Genomic DNA, 17524 nt, shown 5'->3' on the forward strand with positions numbered 1-17524 from the left:
GACCCGCGACGGGTTAGGGGAAGACGTTGTGTTCGCGCAGGGCGGTCATCGGGTCGACCGGCGTGTCCGGGGTGGGCCGGACCTCGAGGTGGAGGTGCGGGCCTGTCACGTTGCCGGTCGAGCCGACATAGCCGATCACGTTGCCCGGCGCGACCGAGTCGCCCACGCTGGCCTTGACCGACGACTGGTGGCAGTACCAGATCTGGGTGCCGTCCTCGAGGGTCAGCACGGTCTTGTTGCCGTACGCCCCGTCGAAGCCGGTGCTGGTCACCGTGCCGCGGGCGATCGCGACCAGCGGCGTGCCTGAGGGGGCCGCGAAGTCGAGCCCGGTGTGGGTCGTCGACCAGAGCGAGCTGGACTGGCCGAAGCGTGCGGTCAGGCGGTAGCCCGTCAGCGGGAGGACCCACTGCTTCTTCTTGATCTCCTGCGAGCGGGCCTCTGTCTTGTCGGCCAGCTGCGAGAGAGCGGTGCTGCGCTGAGCGGCCTGCTGCTCCGCCTGCTTGGCGATCAACGCCCGGTCGAAGTCACGGGTCACGTCGACGTTGTTGGGGTCGTACCGCTTGGCGGCCGCGCCACCCGAGACGTCGGCGGACAGCGCCTTGAAGTCGGCGGTCTCCATGACCGGCGGCTTGGCCGACGACATGGCCACCGCGCCGAAACCGGCAACCACCAGGGCGGCGGCACCGATCACAGCCGGCGTCGGGAGCCCGGGGAAGCGACGGGTGCGCGTGTGGGCGGAGCGGGAGCCAGGAGGAGTGGCACGGCGAGCGGTGCGCATCTCGCCGGAGCGTCGCTCGGTGATCGTGGTGTGCTCGGAGACCGCATCGATCGTGGCCGTGGACTCGGCCGGGATCGGGGGGAGCTCTGCGGCGCGCTTGCCGCGGTAGGACGACGCAGTAGTGGAGCCGGTCGGGGCGCTCTCACGCGGGGCGCTCTCACGCGGGGCGCTCTGCGCGACCTCGGGCTCGGAACGCCGGGCCCGGCGGCCCGGTGCGGAAGGTTGGTCACGCGCGGGGGGCGTCGCGGACGAGCCGGCAGAGGAGTCGATCGCGCTCGGGAGCTGAGGAAGCGCAGGCTGCGGGCGGCTGACCTCGGCCTGGGGGGCAACCTCGGTGCGGACCGCGGTGATCTCGGTCCGGATGAGCGTGGTCTCGACGGCCGACGCGGGAAGCGGCGTCGGGTGGATCTGGGGAGATCGCGTCGCCTCGCCGGCGGGGGAGGCCGTACGGCCTGCGACCCTGCGTCCGCTCGTGGCGGCGGAGGCGTTGGGGGTGGTGGAGTCTGACGGTCGCGAGATGCCCCTCTTGGGCTTCTCGGCGCGGCGCTTGGGCGCGGGGCGCGACGTCACGTACTCAACCTCCACTGTGGACTGCCTGGATGTTGACCCTAACGGAAGCGCCCCCGTTACCGAAGAGTGACAACCGGACCACTGTCCTGCATCTTGGGCGACTGGTCAAGGTCAGCCTCTGGATCCCTGTCGTGGCGGGGGAGGGACGGCCCGTCTATGACCTCGATCTCAGTTCGTGCCGGGCGCCGCCGACACCGTCTCCCGCACCGTGGAGGCGACCGCCTCCGGCCGGGTCCAGGGCACCCAGTGACCGGCGCTGACCTCGTGCCGGGACAGGTGCCGTACGTAGTGCGACAGCCCGTCGTACAAGGACGGCGAGAGGAAGTCGTCCTCAACCGGGATCACCAGCGTCACCGGGATGTCCGTCGGCTCGGGGAGCGGTGACGACGCCGACCGGAAGGCGTTGGCGCGATAGAGGTTGAGCCCGTTGGCCGCCGTCGTCCCGAACGAGTCCGGCCAGTGGTCCTCCTCGAGCCCTTGCGAGCGCGCCAGTGCCTGTCGCACTCGATCTGGTGCCGCGCGTACGACGAGCTCGGGGATGACGGGCACCTGGAACGCGAGGATGTAGGAGGACTTCGCGAGCTGTCCCGCGAGGCGCCGCCAGCGGTGTTCGCGCGCGGAGGTACGGAGGTACGCGCCGTACAGCCGCAGGTCCGGCCCGCTGATGGACACGAACGACGCGATCCGTCCGTGAAGTCGGGGGTCGTCGCCCGCGGCGAACACCGCGGCCCACAGCTGCACCGAGCCCCAGTCGTGACCGACGAGATGGACGGCGCCGCCGTCGGGGCGGACGGCGTCGAGGACGGCGACGAGGTCGTCGACCAGCCGCTCCACCCGATAACCCGCTCGGGCGCTCGGTGCCGAGGACTCGCCGGCGCCGCGGGAGTCGTAGGTCACGACGTCGTGATCGTCGAGCAGGGGAACCACCCGGTCCCAGACGTGGTGGTCGTCGGGGTAGCCGTGCAAGAGGACGACGGTGGGTCCCGTACGGGTGCCCGACCGGTGCACGGCGAGCGTCACGCCTGCAGAAGGCACACTGAGAGGAGCGCTGTCACCTGCCATGCGCGGATCCTAGTCCGCGCACCCCGTCCGGTTGTGACGAGGCTCACGGGGCTAAAGTCGCGAAGGTTGTACGGCAGCGCACCTGTACCAAAAGGACGGCATCACCGTGGATCTGATGGAGTACCAAGCGAAGGAGCTCTTCGCCAAGCATGGGGTTCCCGTGACGCTCGGCGTCGTGGCGAACACCCCTGAAGAGGCGCGCAAGGGCGCCGAAGACCTGGGTGGCGCAGTCGTCGTCAAGGCCCAGGTCAAGGCCGGTGGCCGCGGAAAGGCCGGCGGCGTCAAGCTCGCCAAGACGCCGCAGGAGGCCTTCGACCGCGCCAGCGACATCCTCGGCATGGAGATCAAGGGCCTGACGGTCAACCGTGTCCTGGTCGCGCCCGCCGCCAGCATCGAGGACGAGTACTACTTCTCCTTCCTGCTCGACCGCGCCAACCGGCAGTACCTCTGCATCGCGTCGGTCGAGGGTGGTGTCGAGATCGAAGAGGTCGCGAAGACCAACCCCGACGCCGTCAAGCAGATCCCGATCGACCCGGGCACCGGCGTCGACGAGGCGACGGCCCGCGCGATCGCGACCGAGGCAGCCTTCCCCGAGCCGATCTTCGAGCAGGCCGTGACGCTGATCGAGGCGCTGTGGAAGGTCTTCGTCGAGGAGGACGCCACGCTGGTCGAGGTCAACCCGCTCGCGCGTCTGGCCGGCGACAAGCTCGAGGCGCTCGACGGCAAGGTCTCGCTCGACGACAACGCCGACTTCCGCCACCCCGATCACGAGACCTTCGTCGACAAGAGCGCGGAGAACCCGCTCGAGGCGAAGGCCAAGGCACTCAACCTCAACTACGTCAAGCTCGACGGCCAGGTGGGGATCATCGGCAACGGTGCGGGCCTGGTCATGTCGACCCTGGACGTCGTCGCGTACGCCGGTGAGAAGCACGGCGGCGTGAAGCCCGCGAACTTCCTCGACATCGGCGGCGGCGCGAACGCCGAGGTGATGGCGAACGGTCTCGACGTGATCCTCGGCGACCCCGACGTCCGGTCGGTGTTCGTCAACGTCTTCGGCGGCATCACCGCCTGTGACGAGGTCGCCAACGGCATCGTGGGTGCACTCGATCTGCTCGGCGACGCGGCGACCAAGCCGCTCGTCGTCCGCCTCGACGGCAACAACGTCGAGCTCGGTCGGCAGATCCTCGACCAGCGCAACCACCCGCTGGTCACCCTGGTCGACACCATGGACGGCGCGGCCGACAAGGCCGCCGAGCTGGCGAACGCCTGAGAGGGGTCGAGGACATGTCGATCTACCTGAACAAAGACTCCAAGATCATCGTCCAGGGCATCACCGGCGGGATGGGTGCCAAGCACACCGCGCTGATGATCGACGCCGGGTCGAACATCGTCGGAGGTGTGAACGCCCGCAAGGCGGGCACCACGGTGACCCACAAGAAGGGCGGCGCTGAGGTCGAGCTGCCCGTCTTCGGGACCGTCAAGGAGGCGATGGCCGAGACCGGCGCCGACGTGTCGGTCGTGTTCGTGCCGCCGGCCTTCACCAAGGACGCCTGCGTCGAGGCGATCGACGCGGGCATCGGTCTGCTGGTCGTCATCACCGAGGGTGTGCCGGTCCAGGACACGGCCGAGGTCTGGTCGTACCTCGAGGGCAAGCAGACTCGGATGATCGGGCCGAACTGCCCGGGCATCATCACGCCGGGCGAGTCGCTGGCCGGCATCACTCCGCACACGATCGCGGGCAAGGGCCCGGTCGGCCTCGTGTCGAAGTCGGGCACGCTGACGTACCAGATGATGTACGAGCTGTCGGACCACGGCTTCTCGACCGCCATCGGCATCGGCGGCGACCCGATCGTCGGGACGACGCACATCGACGCGCTCGAGGCGTTCGAGAACGACCCCGAGACCCTGGCGATCGTGATGATCGGCGAGATCGGTGGCGACGCCGAGGAGCGGGCCGCGGCGTACATCAAGGAGCACGTCACCAAGCCGGTCGTCGGCTACGTGGCAGGCTTCACTGCCCCGGAGGGCAAGACGATGGGCCACGCCGGCGCCATCGTCTCGGGCTCCTCGGGCACCGCCGAGGCCAAGAAGGAGGCCCTCGAGGCCGCCGGTGTCAAGGTCGGCAAGACGCCGTCCGAGACCGCCGAGCTCATGCGCGAGATCCTCAAGGCTCTCTGACGCAGGCCCGACGGCCGCGCCCGCGCGGCAGGTACGTGGCGCCCCGACCGGGTGCCGGGGGGGGGCGCCTCTGCGTACGGCATCACGTGTGGTCCGGGCCCTCGGCGTTCCACTCGCCGCCCTGGAGGACGTCGTCGAGGGTGGACCGGAAGTTCGGGCACGAGGTGATGTCGTGCGCCCGGCACTCCAGCGCGTGGGCGGTCATCTCGCGGGACCGGACCATCTCGGCCATCCGCCGGTCCAGGTCGGCGATGTGCGCCTCGAGGACGCTGTGCCGTCCGGCCCACTGCGCGTCCAGGAGTACTCGGATCTGGTCGAGGGACATGCCCGCGGCCTTGCTGCGGAGGATGACGGCGACACGGACGACGTCGCTGTCGTCATAACGGCGTCTGCCGCCCGCGTCTCGGCCTGGCGCGAGCAGGCCGACCGACTCCCAGTGCCGGAGGACGTTCGTCGGGAGGTCGAACCTGGCCGCCAGGTCGCCCACGGACCATGTCACTTCGTCGGAGGTTGACTTCATGTTGACATGAAGTCACATGCTGGGTACCTCAATCAACCCAGAGCATGAGAGGACACCATGACCATCGCACCGGACAAGACCTACGACGCCGTCGTGATCGGCGGAGGCCCGGCAGGACTCCAGGCCGCGTTGACGTTGGGCAGGATGCGGCGTGACGTGGTCGCGTTCGACTCCAGCGAGTACCGCAACGCCTCGGCGCGGCACATGCACAACGCCGTCACCCGCGACGGGACCTCGCCCGAGGACTTCCGTACGGCGGCTCGCGCGGAGCTCGCCGCGTACGACACGGTGGAGACGTGCGAGGCGAAGGTGACGGAAGTCGTCCCCGAGGGAGATGTCTTTAGCGTTCGCGTGGGTGCGGCGCCCGACGGTGGTTCGCTGCGCGTGCGCGCGAAGAACGTCATCCTCGCCACCGGGCTGCGTGACACGCTGCCCGACACCCCAGGGCTGGCGGAGCTGTGGGGCGACATCGTCGCCCAGTGCCCCTACTGCCACGGGTACGAGCTCAAGGGGCGCCACGTCGCCATCCTCGGAAGCGGTCCCCACGCAGGCCGTGTGAGCATGCTGCTCGCGCGGATCGCCGACCGCATCACGGTGCTCGCCGACGGCGAGGACCTCGAGGGGGAGACCCGTGAGCTCCTCGCGAGGAACGGGGTGCACGTGCGGGAGGAGCCGATCTCCGGCGTCCAGCGTCGCGGCGACGGGGCGGTGGTGTCGTTCGCCGACGGGCCGGCCGAGGAAATCGGCGGGATGTTCGTCACCACGGGTTCCTTCGCCCAGGCCGCGCCGTTCGCCGAGCAGCTGGGCCTGGACATGCTGCCGTCGGGCTGCATCCGGACCGACGAGCTGGGTCGCACGAGTCGCGACGGGATCTATGCCGCCGGTGACCTCGCGCACCTCGCCTCGTTGCCGATGCCGCTGGCCTCGGTCGTCACGGCCATCTCGGCGGGACTGCTGGCCGCCACGGCTGTCGACCAGGATCTCGTGGACGCGGCCATCGCCGACCCCGTGCCCGCCATGGCCTAGCGGGGACGCGGCTCGACGCCGGTCAGCGCCAGTGGGCGAGGCGCTGGCCGGCGCGATCGGCAATCTGGGAGAACTGCCCGGCGCTCAGGTCGGCCCGCTTGTTGCCCGACTGCGCGACCTCGGTGACCGTGGCGCCCCGGACGACGAGCGCGAGGCGATAGCTGATCACCGACTTGCGGCCGGTCTCGAACGACATCCGCCAGGTCTTGCCGGTGTAGCCGGCGCCACGGATCGGCTTGCCGGCGGAGATCGTGGCCGCCTGGTTGCGGTCCTCGCACTTCGCGATGCGCTTCTCGAGGCTCTTGACGAAGGCGCGTGCTCGAGCCGGCGTCCGGAAGGTGGCGATCGACTGGCCGATACCGAAGGTTCGCGGCGCAGCCTTGTCGTTCGGGACGACGTACATCCGACCACGCGCCTTGACGACGCCGCGCGAGAGGAAGTTGGCGCGGTCGCACATGGTGGCGGCGGGGTTGTCGCTGGGTGCCTTGGGCTCGGTGCCCGCCCACGGCTGCGACTGGGCACCCACCGGAGGCAGGTCGACGGCGGCGAGGAAGCCGGGGTTGGACGACGTCCGGGGGAGCGGTGCCCCGACGACCTTCGTCGACGTCGTGCAGGGACCGCCCGACGCGGCGCACGCGAGCCGCATGCCCTCGACGAGCGTCTGGCCGAACGCCGCCATCGACGGGGCGGCCGAGCCGTCGGCGCGGTGCATCAGCATCGTGTTGACGACGCCGGTCTGCATCAGACCGATGGTGAGCGTCCTGGTGGGAGACGTGAGCTCCTGGAGCCGCAGGATCGTCACCGGCGACGCCGCCCCGGCCACGGTCGCGCTGCTGGAGGTGATCTGGACCCGCGGCACCGCGCAGTCGGCGTACCACTGGAGCCGACGCTTGAACGCCTGCTCCGCACCTTGGGTGTCGCGCGCGACCTCGAGGACGTGCACCGCCTGCTCCGGCTGGCCGTACGCCTCGAACTCACGGAGATAGGTCTTGGCGGGCCGGTCGGTGGCGAAGCGTCGCGGGGCGCAGGAGGTCAGCGGGTCGTCACTCGTGTCACGGACGTCCTCGCCGGCGGGCTCTGCCGAGGCTTCACCCTCGTCGTCCACCACCGACTCGTCCGCGACCGTCGTGACCGTGGTCCAGTCGCGCTTGGGGTTGATCCGGCCGACCTCGATCGCGTTGAGCAGCGAGCGCGCGGTGACCGCGTCACCGGGTCGCGCTGGCTCGACCATGCGCTCGCCGACGCGGTTGCGCTCCTGCGCGTGGGCGGGGCTCAGCGGAGCGGTCGGTGCGACGGCGAACCCGGCGGCCACCACCGCCGCGGTCGCCGCCGCGACGGAGCCGAGGGTGCGGCGGCGGCTGCGCTTGCGCGCCTTGCCGCGGATGCTGGCGGGGCGTTGGAGGGGGATGCGCTCGGAGATCTCCGACAGTCCGAGGAGGCGGCTCTCGACCTGCCCGATGCTCTGGCCCAGGGCCTGCTCGAGCTCGGTGACCGCCTGCTGGGTCTCGGTGACGGCGTCAGTGTCGGTCATCGCGAGGTCGCGAGCAGCGGAGGACAGGTCGAGCTCGCCCAGGGTCTGGAGGATGATGAGCCGACGGGTGCGGTTGCCGAGTCCCTGCAGCGCCTCGATCAGGGCGACGTCGCTGTCGTCCTCGTTCCGGCGGCGCCACGGCCGGGTGCCGCGGGCCACGCGTGCGTGGCGGAACGCCTCGCCGCGCACGAACGCGAGAGGGTCGCGGGTCCGCTGCTTGCCCCAGCTCTGCCACGCCTTCCCGTACGCCTCGGCGACCGCCTCTTCGGTGAGCGTGCGGTCACCGCTCTCGGCGTACGTGAGGTGGGTCACGTAGCGGCTGGTGGAGTCGTAGAAGGTGTCGAACTCTTCCACCTTCGGCATGACTCGGATCTCCCAACGTCGGGGTGAGGTGCTCGGTCTTTTGGGCGGTCCCCCTGGCAGCGCGTCCGGCGTGCCTCCGTCCCGGCGACCCAGGCTACAGGGACGATGGTGATGATGACCGAGACCTTGAGATCAGCACCGGGCCCTGTTCGTGGACGCCTCGTCAGCGTCGGGCGGCCTGGTTGGGCGGCCGGCGCGACCGGCGCCCTCCTCGCCGCCGCCATCGGCCTCCTGCTCTGCGGTGGCCTGACCGTCGTGGTCTGGCTCTCCGGCGAGGGAGGGACGGCCGGAGGAGCGCTGCGCGGCGGCGCGATCGGCTGGCTCGCCGCCCACGGGACGGGCGTCGCGGTCGGGAGCACGGTGATCAACGCGATCCCTCTGGGCCTCCTCGCCCTCGTCGTGGTGCTCCTGCACGGCGCGGTGTCGCGGCTCGCCGCCGCGTACGGGGTGTCGTCCTCGGTGCGGGAGGCGGTGATCGCCGGCCTGGCGTGCGGGACGGCGTACGCGGTGGTGCTCGTCCTCGTGGCGTGGTGGTCGGCCTTGGCGGCGGTGCAGGTCGAGCCGCTGCGGGCCGCGTTCGCGGGCTTCCTCCTGGGCGCGCTGTGCGGGACGACCGGGTGCGCCCAGGGGACGGGAGTCGCCCGTCGCCAGTACCTGGCGCTGCCCGTGCTCGGGCGGGCTGCGCTGCGGGGCGCGATGCTCGGCGCGGCCGTGGTGCTCGCCGTGGCGGCGCTGCTCGTCATCGGCGGCCTCGTGGTGCGCCTCGATGCCGCGGGCGCACTCTGGAGCGGCTTGAACCCTGGTGTCCTCGGCGGCGTGGGGCTGCTCCTCGTGTGTGTGCTCGTCCTGCCCAACCTCGTCCTGTGGAACGCTGCTGCCCTCCTCGGCCCCGGGTACGCCGTGGGTACGGGCACCTCGGTGACGCTCACCTCCAGCGGTCTGGGAGCCGTTCCCGCCCTGCCGGTCCTGGCTGCGCTGCCGCCGGTCGGTCCGCGTCCGGCATGGCTGGTGGTCCTCGCCGTGGTGCCCCTGCTGGCCGGTGCGGTCGCCGGATACTCCACCGTGGCCCCGCGACCGGACGGGGCGAGGGTAGGCACCCTTCGTACAGTCCTCACCGCGGGTGCCGGGTCGGGTGCGCTCGCCGGCTCGGCCGTCGCGGTCGGCCTGCTCCTGTCCGGCGGCGCCATCGGACCAGGACGGCTGGGCCACACCGGTCCCGACGTCGGCCTCGCGGTGCCGCTGTCGATCGTCGTCCTCGCCGTGGGTGGCGCGGTCGGCGCGGCCGCGGCGCACTATCGTGGGCGCCGTGGAGCAGACGACGCCGCCTCCGCGGTCCCAGACACGCCGGACTCCACCCCCGTCGACTGACCGTCCGGCACGGCTCGTCGTGCTGGTCTCCGGGTCCGGCAGCAACCTGCAGGCCCTGATCGACGCATCCCGCGACCCGGCCTACGGTGCCGAGGTCGTCGCGGTGGGCGCCGACCGCGACGGGATCGAAGGGCTCGCCCGCGCGGAGCGTGCCGGTGCGGCCACGTTCGTCCACCGGCTCCGCGACCACGAGGAACGGGCTGCCTGGGACGCCGCCCTGACCGCGAGCGTGGCTTCGTACGAGCCTGACCTCGTCGTGTCGGCGGGCTTCCTCAAGCTGGTGGGCGCGCAGTTCCTCGCCGCCTTCGCCGATCGCTACGTCAACACCCACAACTCGCTGCTGCCGAGCTTCGTGGGGATCCACGGACCGCGCGACGCCCTCGCGTACGGGGTCAAGGTCGCGGGCGCCACCCTGTTCTTCGTCGACGACGGCGTCGACACCGGGCCGATCATCGCCCAGGTCGCCGTCCCGGTCCTCGACGAGGACACCGAAGACACGCTCACCGAGCGGATCAAGGAAGCAGAGCGTCGTCAGCTCGTCGACGCCGTCGGAGCGATGGTCCGCGGAGGCTGGACCATCGCCGGAAGAAAGGTCACCATCGGATGAGCGATGACGCGTACGGCGCACGTCAGGACGACGGCAGGCGCGCGATCAAGCGGGCCCTGATCTCGGTCTATGACAAGACGGGGCTCGAGGCGCTCGCCAGCAGCCTCCATGCCGAGGGGGTCGAGATCGTCTCGACCGGGTCGACGGCCGAGCGCATCGCCGAGGCAGGCGTGCCGGTGAGGCGGGTCGAAGAGGTGACCGGCTTCCCCGAGACCCTCGACGGCCGGGTCAAGACGCTGCACCCGCGCCTCCACGCGGGAATCCTCGCCGACCTCCGGCTCGACAGCCACGTCGAGCAGCTCACCGACCTCGAGATCGAGCCGTTCGACCTGGTGGTCAGCAACCTCTACCCCTTCCGGCAGACGGTGGCCTCGGGCGCCGCGCCTGACGACGTGGTGGAGCAGATCGACATCGGCGGCCCGTCGATGGTCCGCGCGGCGGCCAAGAACCACCCGTCGGTCGCCGTCGTGGTCGATCCGCGACGCTACGACGCCCTGCTCGACGCCGTCCGCGGCGGGGGGTTCACGCTGGCCCAGCGCGCGCGGCTGGCCGCCGAGGCGTTCACCCACACCGCGTCGTACGACATCGCGGTCGCGTCGTGGTTCGAGAACGTCTACGCGCCGCAGCCCGAGCAGCAGTTCCCGGCGTGGATCGGTGGCGACTGGGGGCTCTCGACGGTGCTGCGCTACGGCGAGAACCCGCACCAGGCTGCGGCGCTCTATCACGGTGAGCGGCCGGGGATCGCGAACGCGACCCAGCTCCACGGCAAGGAGATGTCCTACAACAACTACGTCGACGCCGATGCGGCGCGCAGGGCCGCGAACGACTTCGACGAGCCCGCGGTCGCGATCATCAAGCACGCCAACCCGTGTGGCATCGCGGTCGGCGACGACGTGCTCGACGCGTACACGAAGGCCCACGCGACCGACCCCCTGTCCGCGTACGGGGGCGTGATCGCGGCGAACCGGCCGGTGACGGTCGAGATGGCCGAGAAGGTCGCCGAGGTGTTCACCGAGGTCATCGTGGCGCCCGAGTTCGAGCCGCGCGCGGTCGAGGTGCTGACCCGCAAGAAGAACATCCGCATCCTGGTCGCCCCGCTGGACGAGCACGCTCAGCGGATCGAGCTGCGTCTGATCTCGGGCGGTGCGCTGATGCAGGCCCGCGACCACGTCGACGCACCCGGCGACGACCCGGCGGCCTGGACCCTCGTCGCGGGTGAGCCCGCCGACGACGCGACGCTCGCCGACCTGGCGTTCGCGTGGAAGGCGTGCCGCACGGTGAAGTCCAACGCCATCCTGCTCGCGAAGGACCGCGCGGCCGTCGGCGTCGGGATGGGCCAGGTGAACCGTGTCGACTCCTGCAGGCTCGCCGTCGAGCGCGCCGGTGAGCAGCGGGCGAGCGGCGCGGTCGCTGCCTCGGACGCGTTCTTCCCGTTCGCGGACGGGCTGCAGGTCCTCATCGACGGCGGGGTCCGTGCGGTGGTGCAGCCAGGCGGCTCGGTCCGTGACGAGGAGGTGGTCGCGGCGGCGAACGCCGCCCGGGTCACCATGTACGTCACCGGGTCGCGTCACTTCGTCCACTGACGCGTCGGGCCGTGCGTCAGAGCGCGTACGGCCCGACTCCGAGGGTTCCGAGGCGAGGGGGCCCGCACGAAGTCTTGCATGCGAGACTTCTCGGGTGAGCGCACAGATTCTCGACGGCAAAGCAGCGGCCTCGGCGATCAAGGCCGACCTCACCGAGCGGGTCACCGCCCTCGCGAAGCGCGGTGTACGACCGGGGCTGGGCACGCTGCTGGTCGGAGACGACCCCGGCAGCCAGATCTACGTCGCCGGCAAGCACCGGGACTCCCTGCAGGTGGGCATCGAGTCCATCCGGGTCGACCTGCCCGCGACCGCCACGCAGGCCGAGGTGCTCGCCGCGGTCGACACGCTCAACGCCGACCCCGCGTGCACGGGATACATCGTGCAGCTCCCGCTGCCCAAGGGCATCGACGAGAACGCCGTCATCGGACGGATCGATCCGGCGAAGGACGCCGACGGGCTCCAGCCGACCAACCTCGGGTGGCTGGTGCTCAACGAGCCCGCCCCGCTCCCCTGCACGCCACGCGGGATCGTGGAGCTCCTGCGCTGGGGTGGCGTCGAGATCGCCGGCGCCCACGTCGTCGTGGTCGGACGCGGCGTCACCGTCGGACGCCCGCTCGGGCTCCTGCTGACGCGACGCTCCGAGAACGCCACCGTCACGTTGTGCCACACCGGCACCCGCGACCTCGCCGCCGAGGTGCGGCGCGCCGACATCGTCGTCGCGGCGGCGGGTGTGCCGTCGATCATCACCGCCGACATGGTCAAGCCGGGGGCGGCGGTGCTGGACGTCGGCGTGAGCCGTGACGCGGAGGGCAAGATCGCTGGTGACGTCGACGCGGGCGTCGCCGAGGTGGCCGGATGGGTCTCGCCCAACCCCGGAGGTGTCGGACCGATGACCCGGGCGATGCTCCTCCAGAACGTGGTGGAGGCCTCCGAACGCGCAGCCGGCGTGGCATGAGCCGACGGGAGGGTCTCACAGCGGGCACGCAGATGTACGCCGCGCTGGTCGTGGCCGTCGTCGTGGGTCTGGCTCTCGTGGCCTTCGGAGCGTGGCGGCAGGGCATCATCCTGCTCGGCGGCGCGCTCGTCCTCGGTGGCGCCGTGCGCGCCGTCCTCCCCGAGCCCCGCACCGGGCTCCTTCGGGTGCGGGGCCGGGTCTTCGACACCGCGTGGATGCTGTTCCTGGGATCCGGGCTCGTCACGCTCGCCTTCGTCGTACCCCCCGGGATCGGCTCCTGAGCACGAAACCTCGACGCGAGGTCGGTCGCCGCTAGGCTGCGGCCATGATCCGGCTGCTCATCAACGCCGCCATCGCGCTGGGGTCGAGCGCGGTCGGCATCCTCGTCGCGACCTGGGCGCTGCCCGAGATGGACGTCGAGGCGAGCGGATTCGCGACGGCGGTCGTGGTGTTCACCCTCGCTCAGGTGATCTTGTCGCCGTTCGTCACGACGGTCGCGGCGCGCAACGCGCCGGCCTTCCTCGGCGGCATCGGGCTGGTCTCGACCCTGGTCGCGCTGATCATCGCCCGGGTGGCGACCGACGGACTGTCGATCTCCGGGGTCACGACCTGGGTTCTTGCGGCACTGATCGTGTGGCTGGTGACGGCGCTCGCCGCATTCTTCCTGCCGATGATCTTCCTCAAGCGCCGCCGCGACGACAGGGCCGCCGGCAGACCGCGCTGACGGGACGACGAAAGCCCCGACCCCAGCCCGTACGGGCCGGAGGTCGGGGCTTTCGCAGATCGTGCCTGCGCTCAGATGAGGCCGAGCTTGGTGACGGCCTCGCGCTCCTCGGCGAGCTCGGCGACCGAGGCGTCGATCTTGGCCCGCGAGAAGTCGTCGATGTCGAGGCCCTGGACGATCTCCCAGTCACCGTTGCGAGTCACGACGGGGAACGACGAGATGAGACCCTCGGGGACACCGTAGGAGCCGTCGGACGAGACGGCCATCGAGACCCAGTCGCCCTCGGCCGAGCCCTGCAGCCAGTCGCGCGCCGCGTCGATCGTCGCCGACGCCGCCGACGCCGCCGAGGACGCACCGCGGGCCTCGATGATCGCAGCGCCGCGCTTGGCGACGGTCGGGATGAAGTCGTTCTCGATCCACGCCTGGTCGCCGACGACCTCGGCGGCGTTCTTGCCGGCGATCTGGGCGTGGAAGAGGTCTGGGTACTGGGTGGCCGAGTGGTTGCCCCAGATCGTCATCTTGGAGATGTCGGTGACCTTCGCGCCGGTCTTCGCGGCGAGCTGCGAGATCGCGCGGTTGTGGTCCAGGCGGGTGAGCGCAGAGAAGCGCTCGGCGGGGATGTCCGGCGCGTTGGTCTTGGCGATGAGCGCGTTGGTGTTGGCCGGGTTGCCGGTCACGCCGATCCGGATGTCGTCGGCGGCGTGGTCGTTGAGCGCCTTGCCCTGCGCGGTGAAGATCGCGCCGTTGGCCTCGAGGAGGTCGCCCCGCTCCATGCCCTTGGCCCGCGGACGGGCGCCGACGAGGAGGGCGAGGTTCGCGCCGTCGAAGATCGTGTTGGCGTCGTCGCCGATCTCGACGGAGTCGAGCAGCGGGAACGCGCAGTCGTCGAGCTCCATCACGACGCCCTCCAGCGCCTTGAGAGCGGGCGTGATCTCGAGCAGACGAAGCTGGACCGGGGTGTCCGGGCCGAGCAGATCGCCGGCGGCGATCCGGAAGAGCAGGCTGTAGCCGATCTGACCGGCGGCGCCGGTGACGGCGACCTTCACGGGTGTTGCGCTCACGACATCTCCTTGCAAGGGCGGGGCGTACAGGCACGTACGTGCTCCTGACGCTAGCAAGGCGGGGCCCTTCCCTGCTGTCAGGGGTGCGGGCCCGGCTCGCTGTGCGGAGAGAGGTCAGGAGTCGGAGTCTCCGACCACGTCGACGTCGGACCGGTCGACGCCGGTGATGAAGACGAACGTGGCTCCGGCGATGGCCGCGCCGATCAACGGCGCGAGGATGAACAGCCACACCTGCGCCAGGGCGTCCGCCCCGGCGAACCACGCCACGCCGAGCGACCTGGCCGGGTTGACCGAGGTGTTCGTGACCGGGATGGAGATCAGGTGGATCAGCGTCAGGCCGAGGCCGATCGCCAGCGGCGCGAACCCGACGGGGGCACGCTTCGAGGTCACGCCGAGGATGATGTAGACGAACATCGCCGTCATCACGATCTCGCACACCAGGCAGGACCACAGGGCGTACCCGCCGGGCGACCTGTCGCCGTACCCGTTGGTCGCGAAGCCGCTGTCGACCGCGGAGAAGCCCTCCACCCCACGGGCGATGGCGAGCAGGACGGCTCCAGCGATCGACGCGCCGACGATCTGCGCGGCGGCGTATGGACCCACGTCACGCCACGGGAAGCGCCGTGCCACGGCGAGGCCGACGGTGACCGCGGGATTGAAGTGGGCCCCCGAGATGTGGCCGACGGCGTACGCGCCCGTCAGGACGGTCAGGCCGAACGCGAACGCGACGCCGAGGTGTCCGATGCCCAGGTTGCCGACCTCGGGTGTCACGAAGACCGCTCCGAGGACGGCGGCGCCACAACCGCCGAGCACCAACCAGAACGAGCCGAGCACCTCGGCTCCGAGACGAGCACGTAGATCGGGCGTCATGGATCCCCCCTCGTGGGCGGGACGTCCCCCTGACAGTCCCGTCTCGCATTGTGCTCGCCCTGCGCCCGGTGTGCACCCCGGGTCGTGGCACGCCGGTCGTCAGTCGGCCGGCAGCACCCAGATCGCCTCGGCGGCGCGCAGTCCCAGCTCGGTGGCGATGCCGCCGATCTCGACAGCGAGCGTCCCCGCGAAGTCTCGCCGCTCCACGAGCACCAGGGGACTGTCGAGCACGACGCCGAGCCCGGTGAGGTGGCGCAGGAGGTCGGGATCTGCGTCGGAGACGCGGGCGACGACGAACGTCGCCGGATCGTGCCTCTCGCTCAGGCGTACGGCACCCAGTCCGGGGACGGACCCGTCACGTGAGGGGATCGGGTCACCGTGCGGGTCCCGGACGGGCCGGCCGAGCCTGTCGTCGAGGCGTTCGACGAAGGCGTCCGACACGGCGTGCTCGAGGATCTCCGCCTCGTCGTGGACCTCGTCCCACGCGTAGTCGAGGTAGTCGACGAGGAAGGTCTCGAGGAGGCGGTGGCGACGCACCATCTGCACGGCCGCGGCACGACCGGCCTCGCTGAGCTCGATCGTCCCGTACGGCGCGTGGCGCAGGAGTCCGCGCTCGGTGAGACGGCGCACGGTCTCCGAGACGGTCGACGGCGGCTGGCCCAGCTTGGCGCCGAGCGCCTTGGACGTCACCGGCTCGGCATCCCACTCCGTCATCGCCCAGATGGTCTTCAGATAGTCCTGGTGGGCGGTGGAGAGGGCGGTCACGATCACGCGCCTCAGCGTAGCGGCGAGAAGATTTCGGTGATCCGAACTTTATCCTTCGATCTGCCGTATGCTGTGGTGATGGCACCGGAAACCGTGCGGCGCGGCATCGCCGGCCTCCTGCGGACGACCGCCTTCGTGGCGGCCTTCGTCGTGGTGGTCGCGGTGCTGTCGGCCTGGGACTTCTGAGCCCTCCCGCGAGCGAGTGAGCGACCTCACGCCCTGACCTCGGGAATTGTTTTCTCCCCGAACTTATTCTGGAAGGGATGCAGCTCACCGCCTCCCCACCTGGTCGTACCCGCACGCCGCGCGTCCTGCGTGAGCGGCGCGATCGTCGTCCCCGCCTGCTCCTCGCCCTGCTCGCGCTGGCGCTGGGCGGCTTCGCCATCGGGACCACCGAGTACGTCACGATGGGTCTGCTGCCCGAGATCGCCTCCGGGATGGGGGTGTCCATCCCCAGCGCCGGTCACGTCATCTCCGCGTACGCGGTGGGCGTGGTCGTCGGTGCCCCGGTCATCGTCTCCATGACCGCGCGGCTGCCCAAGCAGGCACTCGCGATCGGGCTCGTGGCCGCCCTCGCGCTCGGCAACCTGCTGACCGCGATCGCGCCGTCGTACGAGACCCTGCTCGCCGCACGGTTCCTCGCCGGCCTCCCGCACGGCGCCTACTTCGGAGTGGCCTCGCTGATCGCCGCCTCGATGGTCTCGCCGCAGCGGCGCGGCCGTGCGGTCGCGTCGGTGATGATGGGACTCGCGGCGGCGAACCTGATCGGCGTCCCGGCGAGCACGTTCCTGGGACAGCTGCTCGGGTGGCGCTCGGCCTACTGGGTGGTCGTCGGCCTCGCCGTGGTCACGATGGGCTTCATCGGGGCCTTCGTCCCGCAGCAGCAGCGTGACACCTCCGCGACGGTGCGCCGCGAGCTGCGGGCGCTGAGGCAGCCTCAGGTGCTCCTGACCGCCGGGGTCGGAGCCGTCGGCTTCGGCGGCCTCTTCGCCGTCTACAGCTACATCGCCCCCATCACGACCGACGTCACCCGCCTCAGTGCGGGGTTCGTGCCGTGGGTGCTCCTCGTCTACGGCATCGGGTCGATCCTGGGCACCGAGATCGGTGGCCGCCTCGCCGACCACGCGTTGTTCGCGTGGCTGTGCGCGACGCTCGTGGCGATGGCGTTGCTGCTGGCGCTGTTCGCCTACACCGCGCAGCACGGGATCCTCCTGCTCGGAGGCGTCTTCCTCCTGTCCACGGCCGCCGCAGCACTCGGTCTGCTGCTGCAGATGCGCCTGATGGAGGTCTCGGGCAGCGCCAAGATGCTCGGCGCCGCGCTCAACCACTCAGCGCTCAATGCCGCGAACGCGCTCGGCGCCTGGCTCGGTGGCGCGGCGATCGCGGCCGGCCTGGGATACCTCGCCACCGCGTGGGTCGGCGTGGGTCTCTCGCTCGCCGGACTGATCATCCTGGTCGCCTCGGCCTGGCTGTATCGCGGCGAGCGGCTCTCCCTGTCGCTCTCGCACTGAGCCGGCGCCGCCGTACCCGCGCTGCCTCGGCGTCGGGCCCCCGCGAGAGTGG

General features: G+C 71.0%; 17 protein-coding genes. 10 read left to right on the forward strand and 7 right to left on the reverse strand.

The features are described 5' to 3' along the window. Positions 1-13 precede the first annotated feature (13 nt). Together PV363_RS07470 and PV363_RS07475 are read right to left on the reverse strand one after the other, a co-directional pair. Positions 14-1348 (reverse strand): peptidoglycan DD-metalloendopeptidase family protein, encoded by a 1335-nt coding sequence (locus tag PV363_RS07470; protein WP_301022033.1) that lies wholly within the window; start codon positions 1346-1348, stop codon positions 14-16. Between the two features lie 168 nt (positions 1349-1516). After that, entirely contained in the window at positions 1517-2410 is an 894-nt protein-coding gene (locus PV363_RS07475) for an alpha/beta fold hydrolase (RefSeq protein ID WP_220345285.1), read from the reverse strand. Positions 2411-2516: 106 nt separating this feature from the next. Between PV363_RS07475 and sucC the strand changes: the two genes are divergently transcribed. Continuing rightward, positions 2517-3680, forward strand: coding sequence for an ADP-forming succinate--CoA ligase subunit beta (gene sucC / locus PV363_RS07480; RefSeq protein ID WP_220341975.1), 1164 nt, complete (start codon positions 2517-2519; stop codon positions 3678-3680). Positions 3681-3694: 14 nt separating this feature from the next. Then, complete coding sequence (gene sucD / locus PV363_RS07485; protein ID WP_220341974.1) at positions 3695-4588, forward strand: succinate--CoA ligase subunit alpha; 894 nt, start codon at positions 3695-3697, stop codon at positions 4586-4588. Positions 4589-4670: 82 nt separating this feature from the next. Here sucD and PV363_RS07490 read toward each other — a convergent pair whose 3' ends face one another. Continuing rightward, positions 4671-5087 carry a MerR family transcriptional regulator gene (locus tag PV363_RS07490; RefSeq protein WP_301022034.1) on the reverse strand — a complete coding sequence of 139 codons (417 nt, stop codon included), beginning with the start codon at positions 5085-5087 and terminating at the stop codon, positions 4671-4673. A gap of 78 nt (positions 5088-5165) precedes the next feature. Between PV363_RS07490 and PV363_RS07495 the strand changes: the two genes are divergently transcribed. Next, the gene (locus tag PV363_RS07495) at positions 5166-6134 is read left to right on the forward strand and encodes an NAD(P)/FAD-dependent oxidoreductase (RefSeq protein WP_220364972.1); all 969 of its coding nucleotides are present in this window, start codon (positions 5166-5168) and stop codon (positions 6132-6134) included. 22 nt (positions 6135-6156) lie between these two features. On the opposite strand, the gene PV363_RS07500 is transcribed toward PV363_RS07495, so the two are convergent. Next, entirely contained in the window at positions 6157-8028 is a 1872-nt protein-coding gene (locus PV363_RS07500) for a sensor domain-containing protein (protein WP_220364973.1), read from the reverse strand. Positions 8029-8142: 114 nt separating this feature from the next. Here PV363_RS07500 and PV363_RS07505 point away from each other — a divergent pair, with 114 nt between their 5' ends. From PV363_RS07505 to PV363_RS07530, 6 genes are all read left to right on the forward strand, one after another. Continuing rightward, positions 8143-9396: a DUF6350 family protein gene (locus PV363_RS07505; RefSeq protein WP_220341970.1), complete on the forward strand. Its 1254-nt coding sequence runs from the start codon at positions 8143-8145 to the stop codon at positions 9394-9396. 19 nt (positions 9397-9415) lie between these two features. Next, the gene (purN, locus tag PV363_RS07510; RefSeq protein WP_220345279.1) at positions 9416-10003 is read left to right on the forward strand and encodes a phosphoribosylglycinamide formyltransferase; all 588 of its coding nucleotides are present in this window, start codon (positions 9416-9418) and stop codon (positions 10001-10003) included. After that, a complete protein-coding gene (purH, locus tag PV363_RS07515; protein ID WP_301022035.1) occupies positions 10000-11586 on the forward strand; it encodes a bifunctional phosphoribosylaminoimidazolecarboxamide formyltransferase/IMP cyclohydrolase in 1587 nt (528 codons plus the stop codon). The genes purN and purH overlap by 4 nt, the downstream gene beginning before the upstream one ends. Positions 11587-11680: 94 nt before the next feature. Next, a complete protein-coding gene (locus tag PV363_RS07520) occupies positions 11681-12541 on the forward strand; it encodes a bifunctional methylenetetrahydrofolate dehydrogenase/methenyltetrahydrofolate cyclohydrolase (RefSeq protein WP_301022036.1) in 861 nt (286 codons plus the stop codon). Then, complete coding sequence (locus PV363_RS07525) at positions 12538-12822, forward strand: DUF3017 domain-containing protein (protein ID WP_220341966.1); 285 nt, start codon at positions 12538-12540, stop codon at positions 12820-12822. The genes PV363_RS07520 and PV363_RS07525 overlap by 4 nt, the downstream gene beginning before the upstream one ends. A 44-nt stretch (positions 12823-12866) precedes the next feature. After that, positions 12867-13265 (forward strand): phage holin family protein, encoded by a 399-nt coding sequence (locus tag PV363_RS07530; RefSeq protein ID WP_220341965.1) that lies wholly within the window; start codon positions 12867-12869, stop codon positions 13263-13265. A 71-nt stretch (positions 13266-13336) separates the two neighbouring features. Here PV363_RS07530 and PV363_RS07535 read toward each other — a convergent pair whose 3' ends face one another. The 3 genes from PV363_RS07535 to PV363_RS07545 form a co-directional block, all read right to left on the reverse strand. After that, positions 13337-14326, reverse strand: a complete 990-nt coding sequence (locus PV363_RS07535; protein ID WP_220341964.1) for a malate dehydrogenase — start codon at positions 14324-14326, stop codon at positions 13337-13339. 114 nt (positions 14327-14440) lie between these two features. Then, the gene (aqpZ, locus tag PV363_RS07540) at positions 14441-15196 is read right to left on the reverse strand and encodes an aquaporin Z (RefSeq protein ID WP_220341963.1); all 756 of its coding nucleotides are present in this window, start codon (positions 15194-15196) and stop codon (positions 14441-14443) included. Between the two features lie 99 nt (positions 15197-15295). Beyond that, a complete protein-coding gene (locus tag PV363_RS07545; protein WP_301022037.1) occupies positions 15296-15967 on the reverse strand; it encodes a metal-dependent transcriptional regulator in 672 nt (223 codons plus the stop codon). 257 nt (positions 15968-16224) lie between these two features. Here PV363_RS07545 and PV363_RS07550 point away from each other — a divergent pair, with 257 nt between their 5' ends. Continuing rightward, positions 16225-17472, forward strand: a complete 1248-nt coding sequence (locus PV363_RS07550) for an MFS transporter (RefSeq protein WP_220341962.1) — start codon at positions 16225-16227, stop codon at positions 17470-17472. Positions 17473-17524: the final 52 nt, after the last annotated feature.

This window comes from Mumia sp., assembly GCF_028803055.1.
In the GTDB taxonomy this organism is placed as follows: domain Bacteria; phylum Actinomycetota; class Actinomycetes; order Propionibacteriales; family Nocardioidaceae; genus Mumia.

What these genes read in the sequence shown, in the direction of transcription:
- PV363_RS07475 (WP_220345285.1), bottom strand. Translation starts at nt 2,410, where the DNA reads ATGGCAGGTGACAGCGCTCCTCTCAGTGTGCCTTCTGCAGGCGTGACG.
- sucD (WP_220341974.1), top strand. Translation starts at nt 3,695, where the DNA reads ATGTCGATCTACCTGAACAAAGACTCCAAGATCATCGTCCAGGGCATC.
- PV363_RS07495 (WP_220364972.1), top strand. Translation starts at nt 5,166, where the DNA reads ATGACCATCGCACCGGACAAGACCTACGACGCCGTCGTGATCGGCGGA.
- PV363_RS07500 (WP_220364973.1), bottom strand. Translation starts at nt 8,028, where the DNA reads ATGCCGAAGGTGGAAGAGTTCGACACCTTCTACGACTCCACCAGCCGC.
- PV363_RS07505 (WP_220341970.1), top strand. Translation starts at nt 8,143, where the DNA reads ATGACCGAGACCTTGAGATCAGCACCGGGCCCTGTTCGTGGACGCCTC.
- purH (WP_301022035.1), top strand. Translation starts at nt 10,000, where the DNA reads ATGAGCGATGACGCGTACGGCGCACGTCAGGACGACGGCAGGCGCGCG.
- PV363_RS07525 (WP_220341966.1), top strand. Translation starts at nt 12,538, where the DNA reads ATGAGCCGACGGGAGGGTCTCACAGCGGGCACGCAGATGTACGCCGCG.
- PV363_RS07530 (WP_220341965.1), top strand. Translation starts at nt 12,867, where the DNA reads ATGATCCGGCTGCTCATCAACGCCGCCATCGCGCTGGGGTCGAGCGCG.
- aqpZ (WP_220341963.1), bottom strand. Translation starts at nt 15,196, where the DNA reads ATGACGCCCGATCTACGTGCTCGTCTCGGAGCCGAGGTGCTCGGCTCG.
- PV363_RS07550 (WP_220341962.1), top strand. Translation starts at nt 16,225, where the DNA reads ATGCAGCTCACCGCCTCCCCACCTGGTCGTACCCGCACGCCGCGCGTC.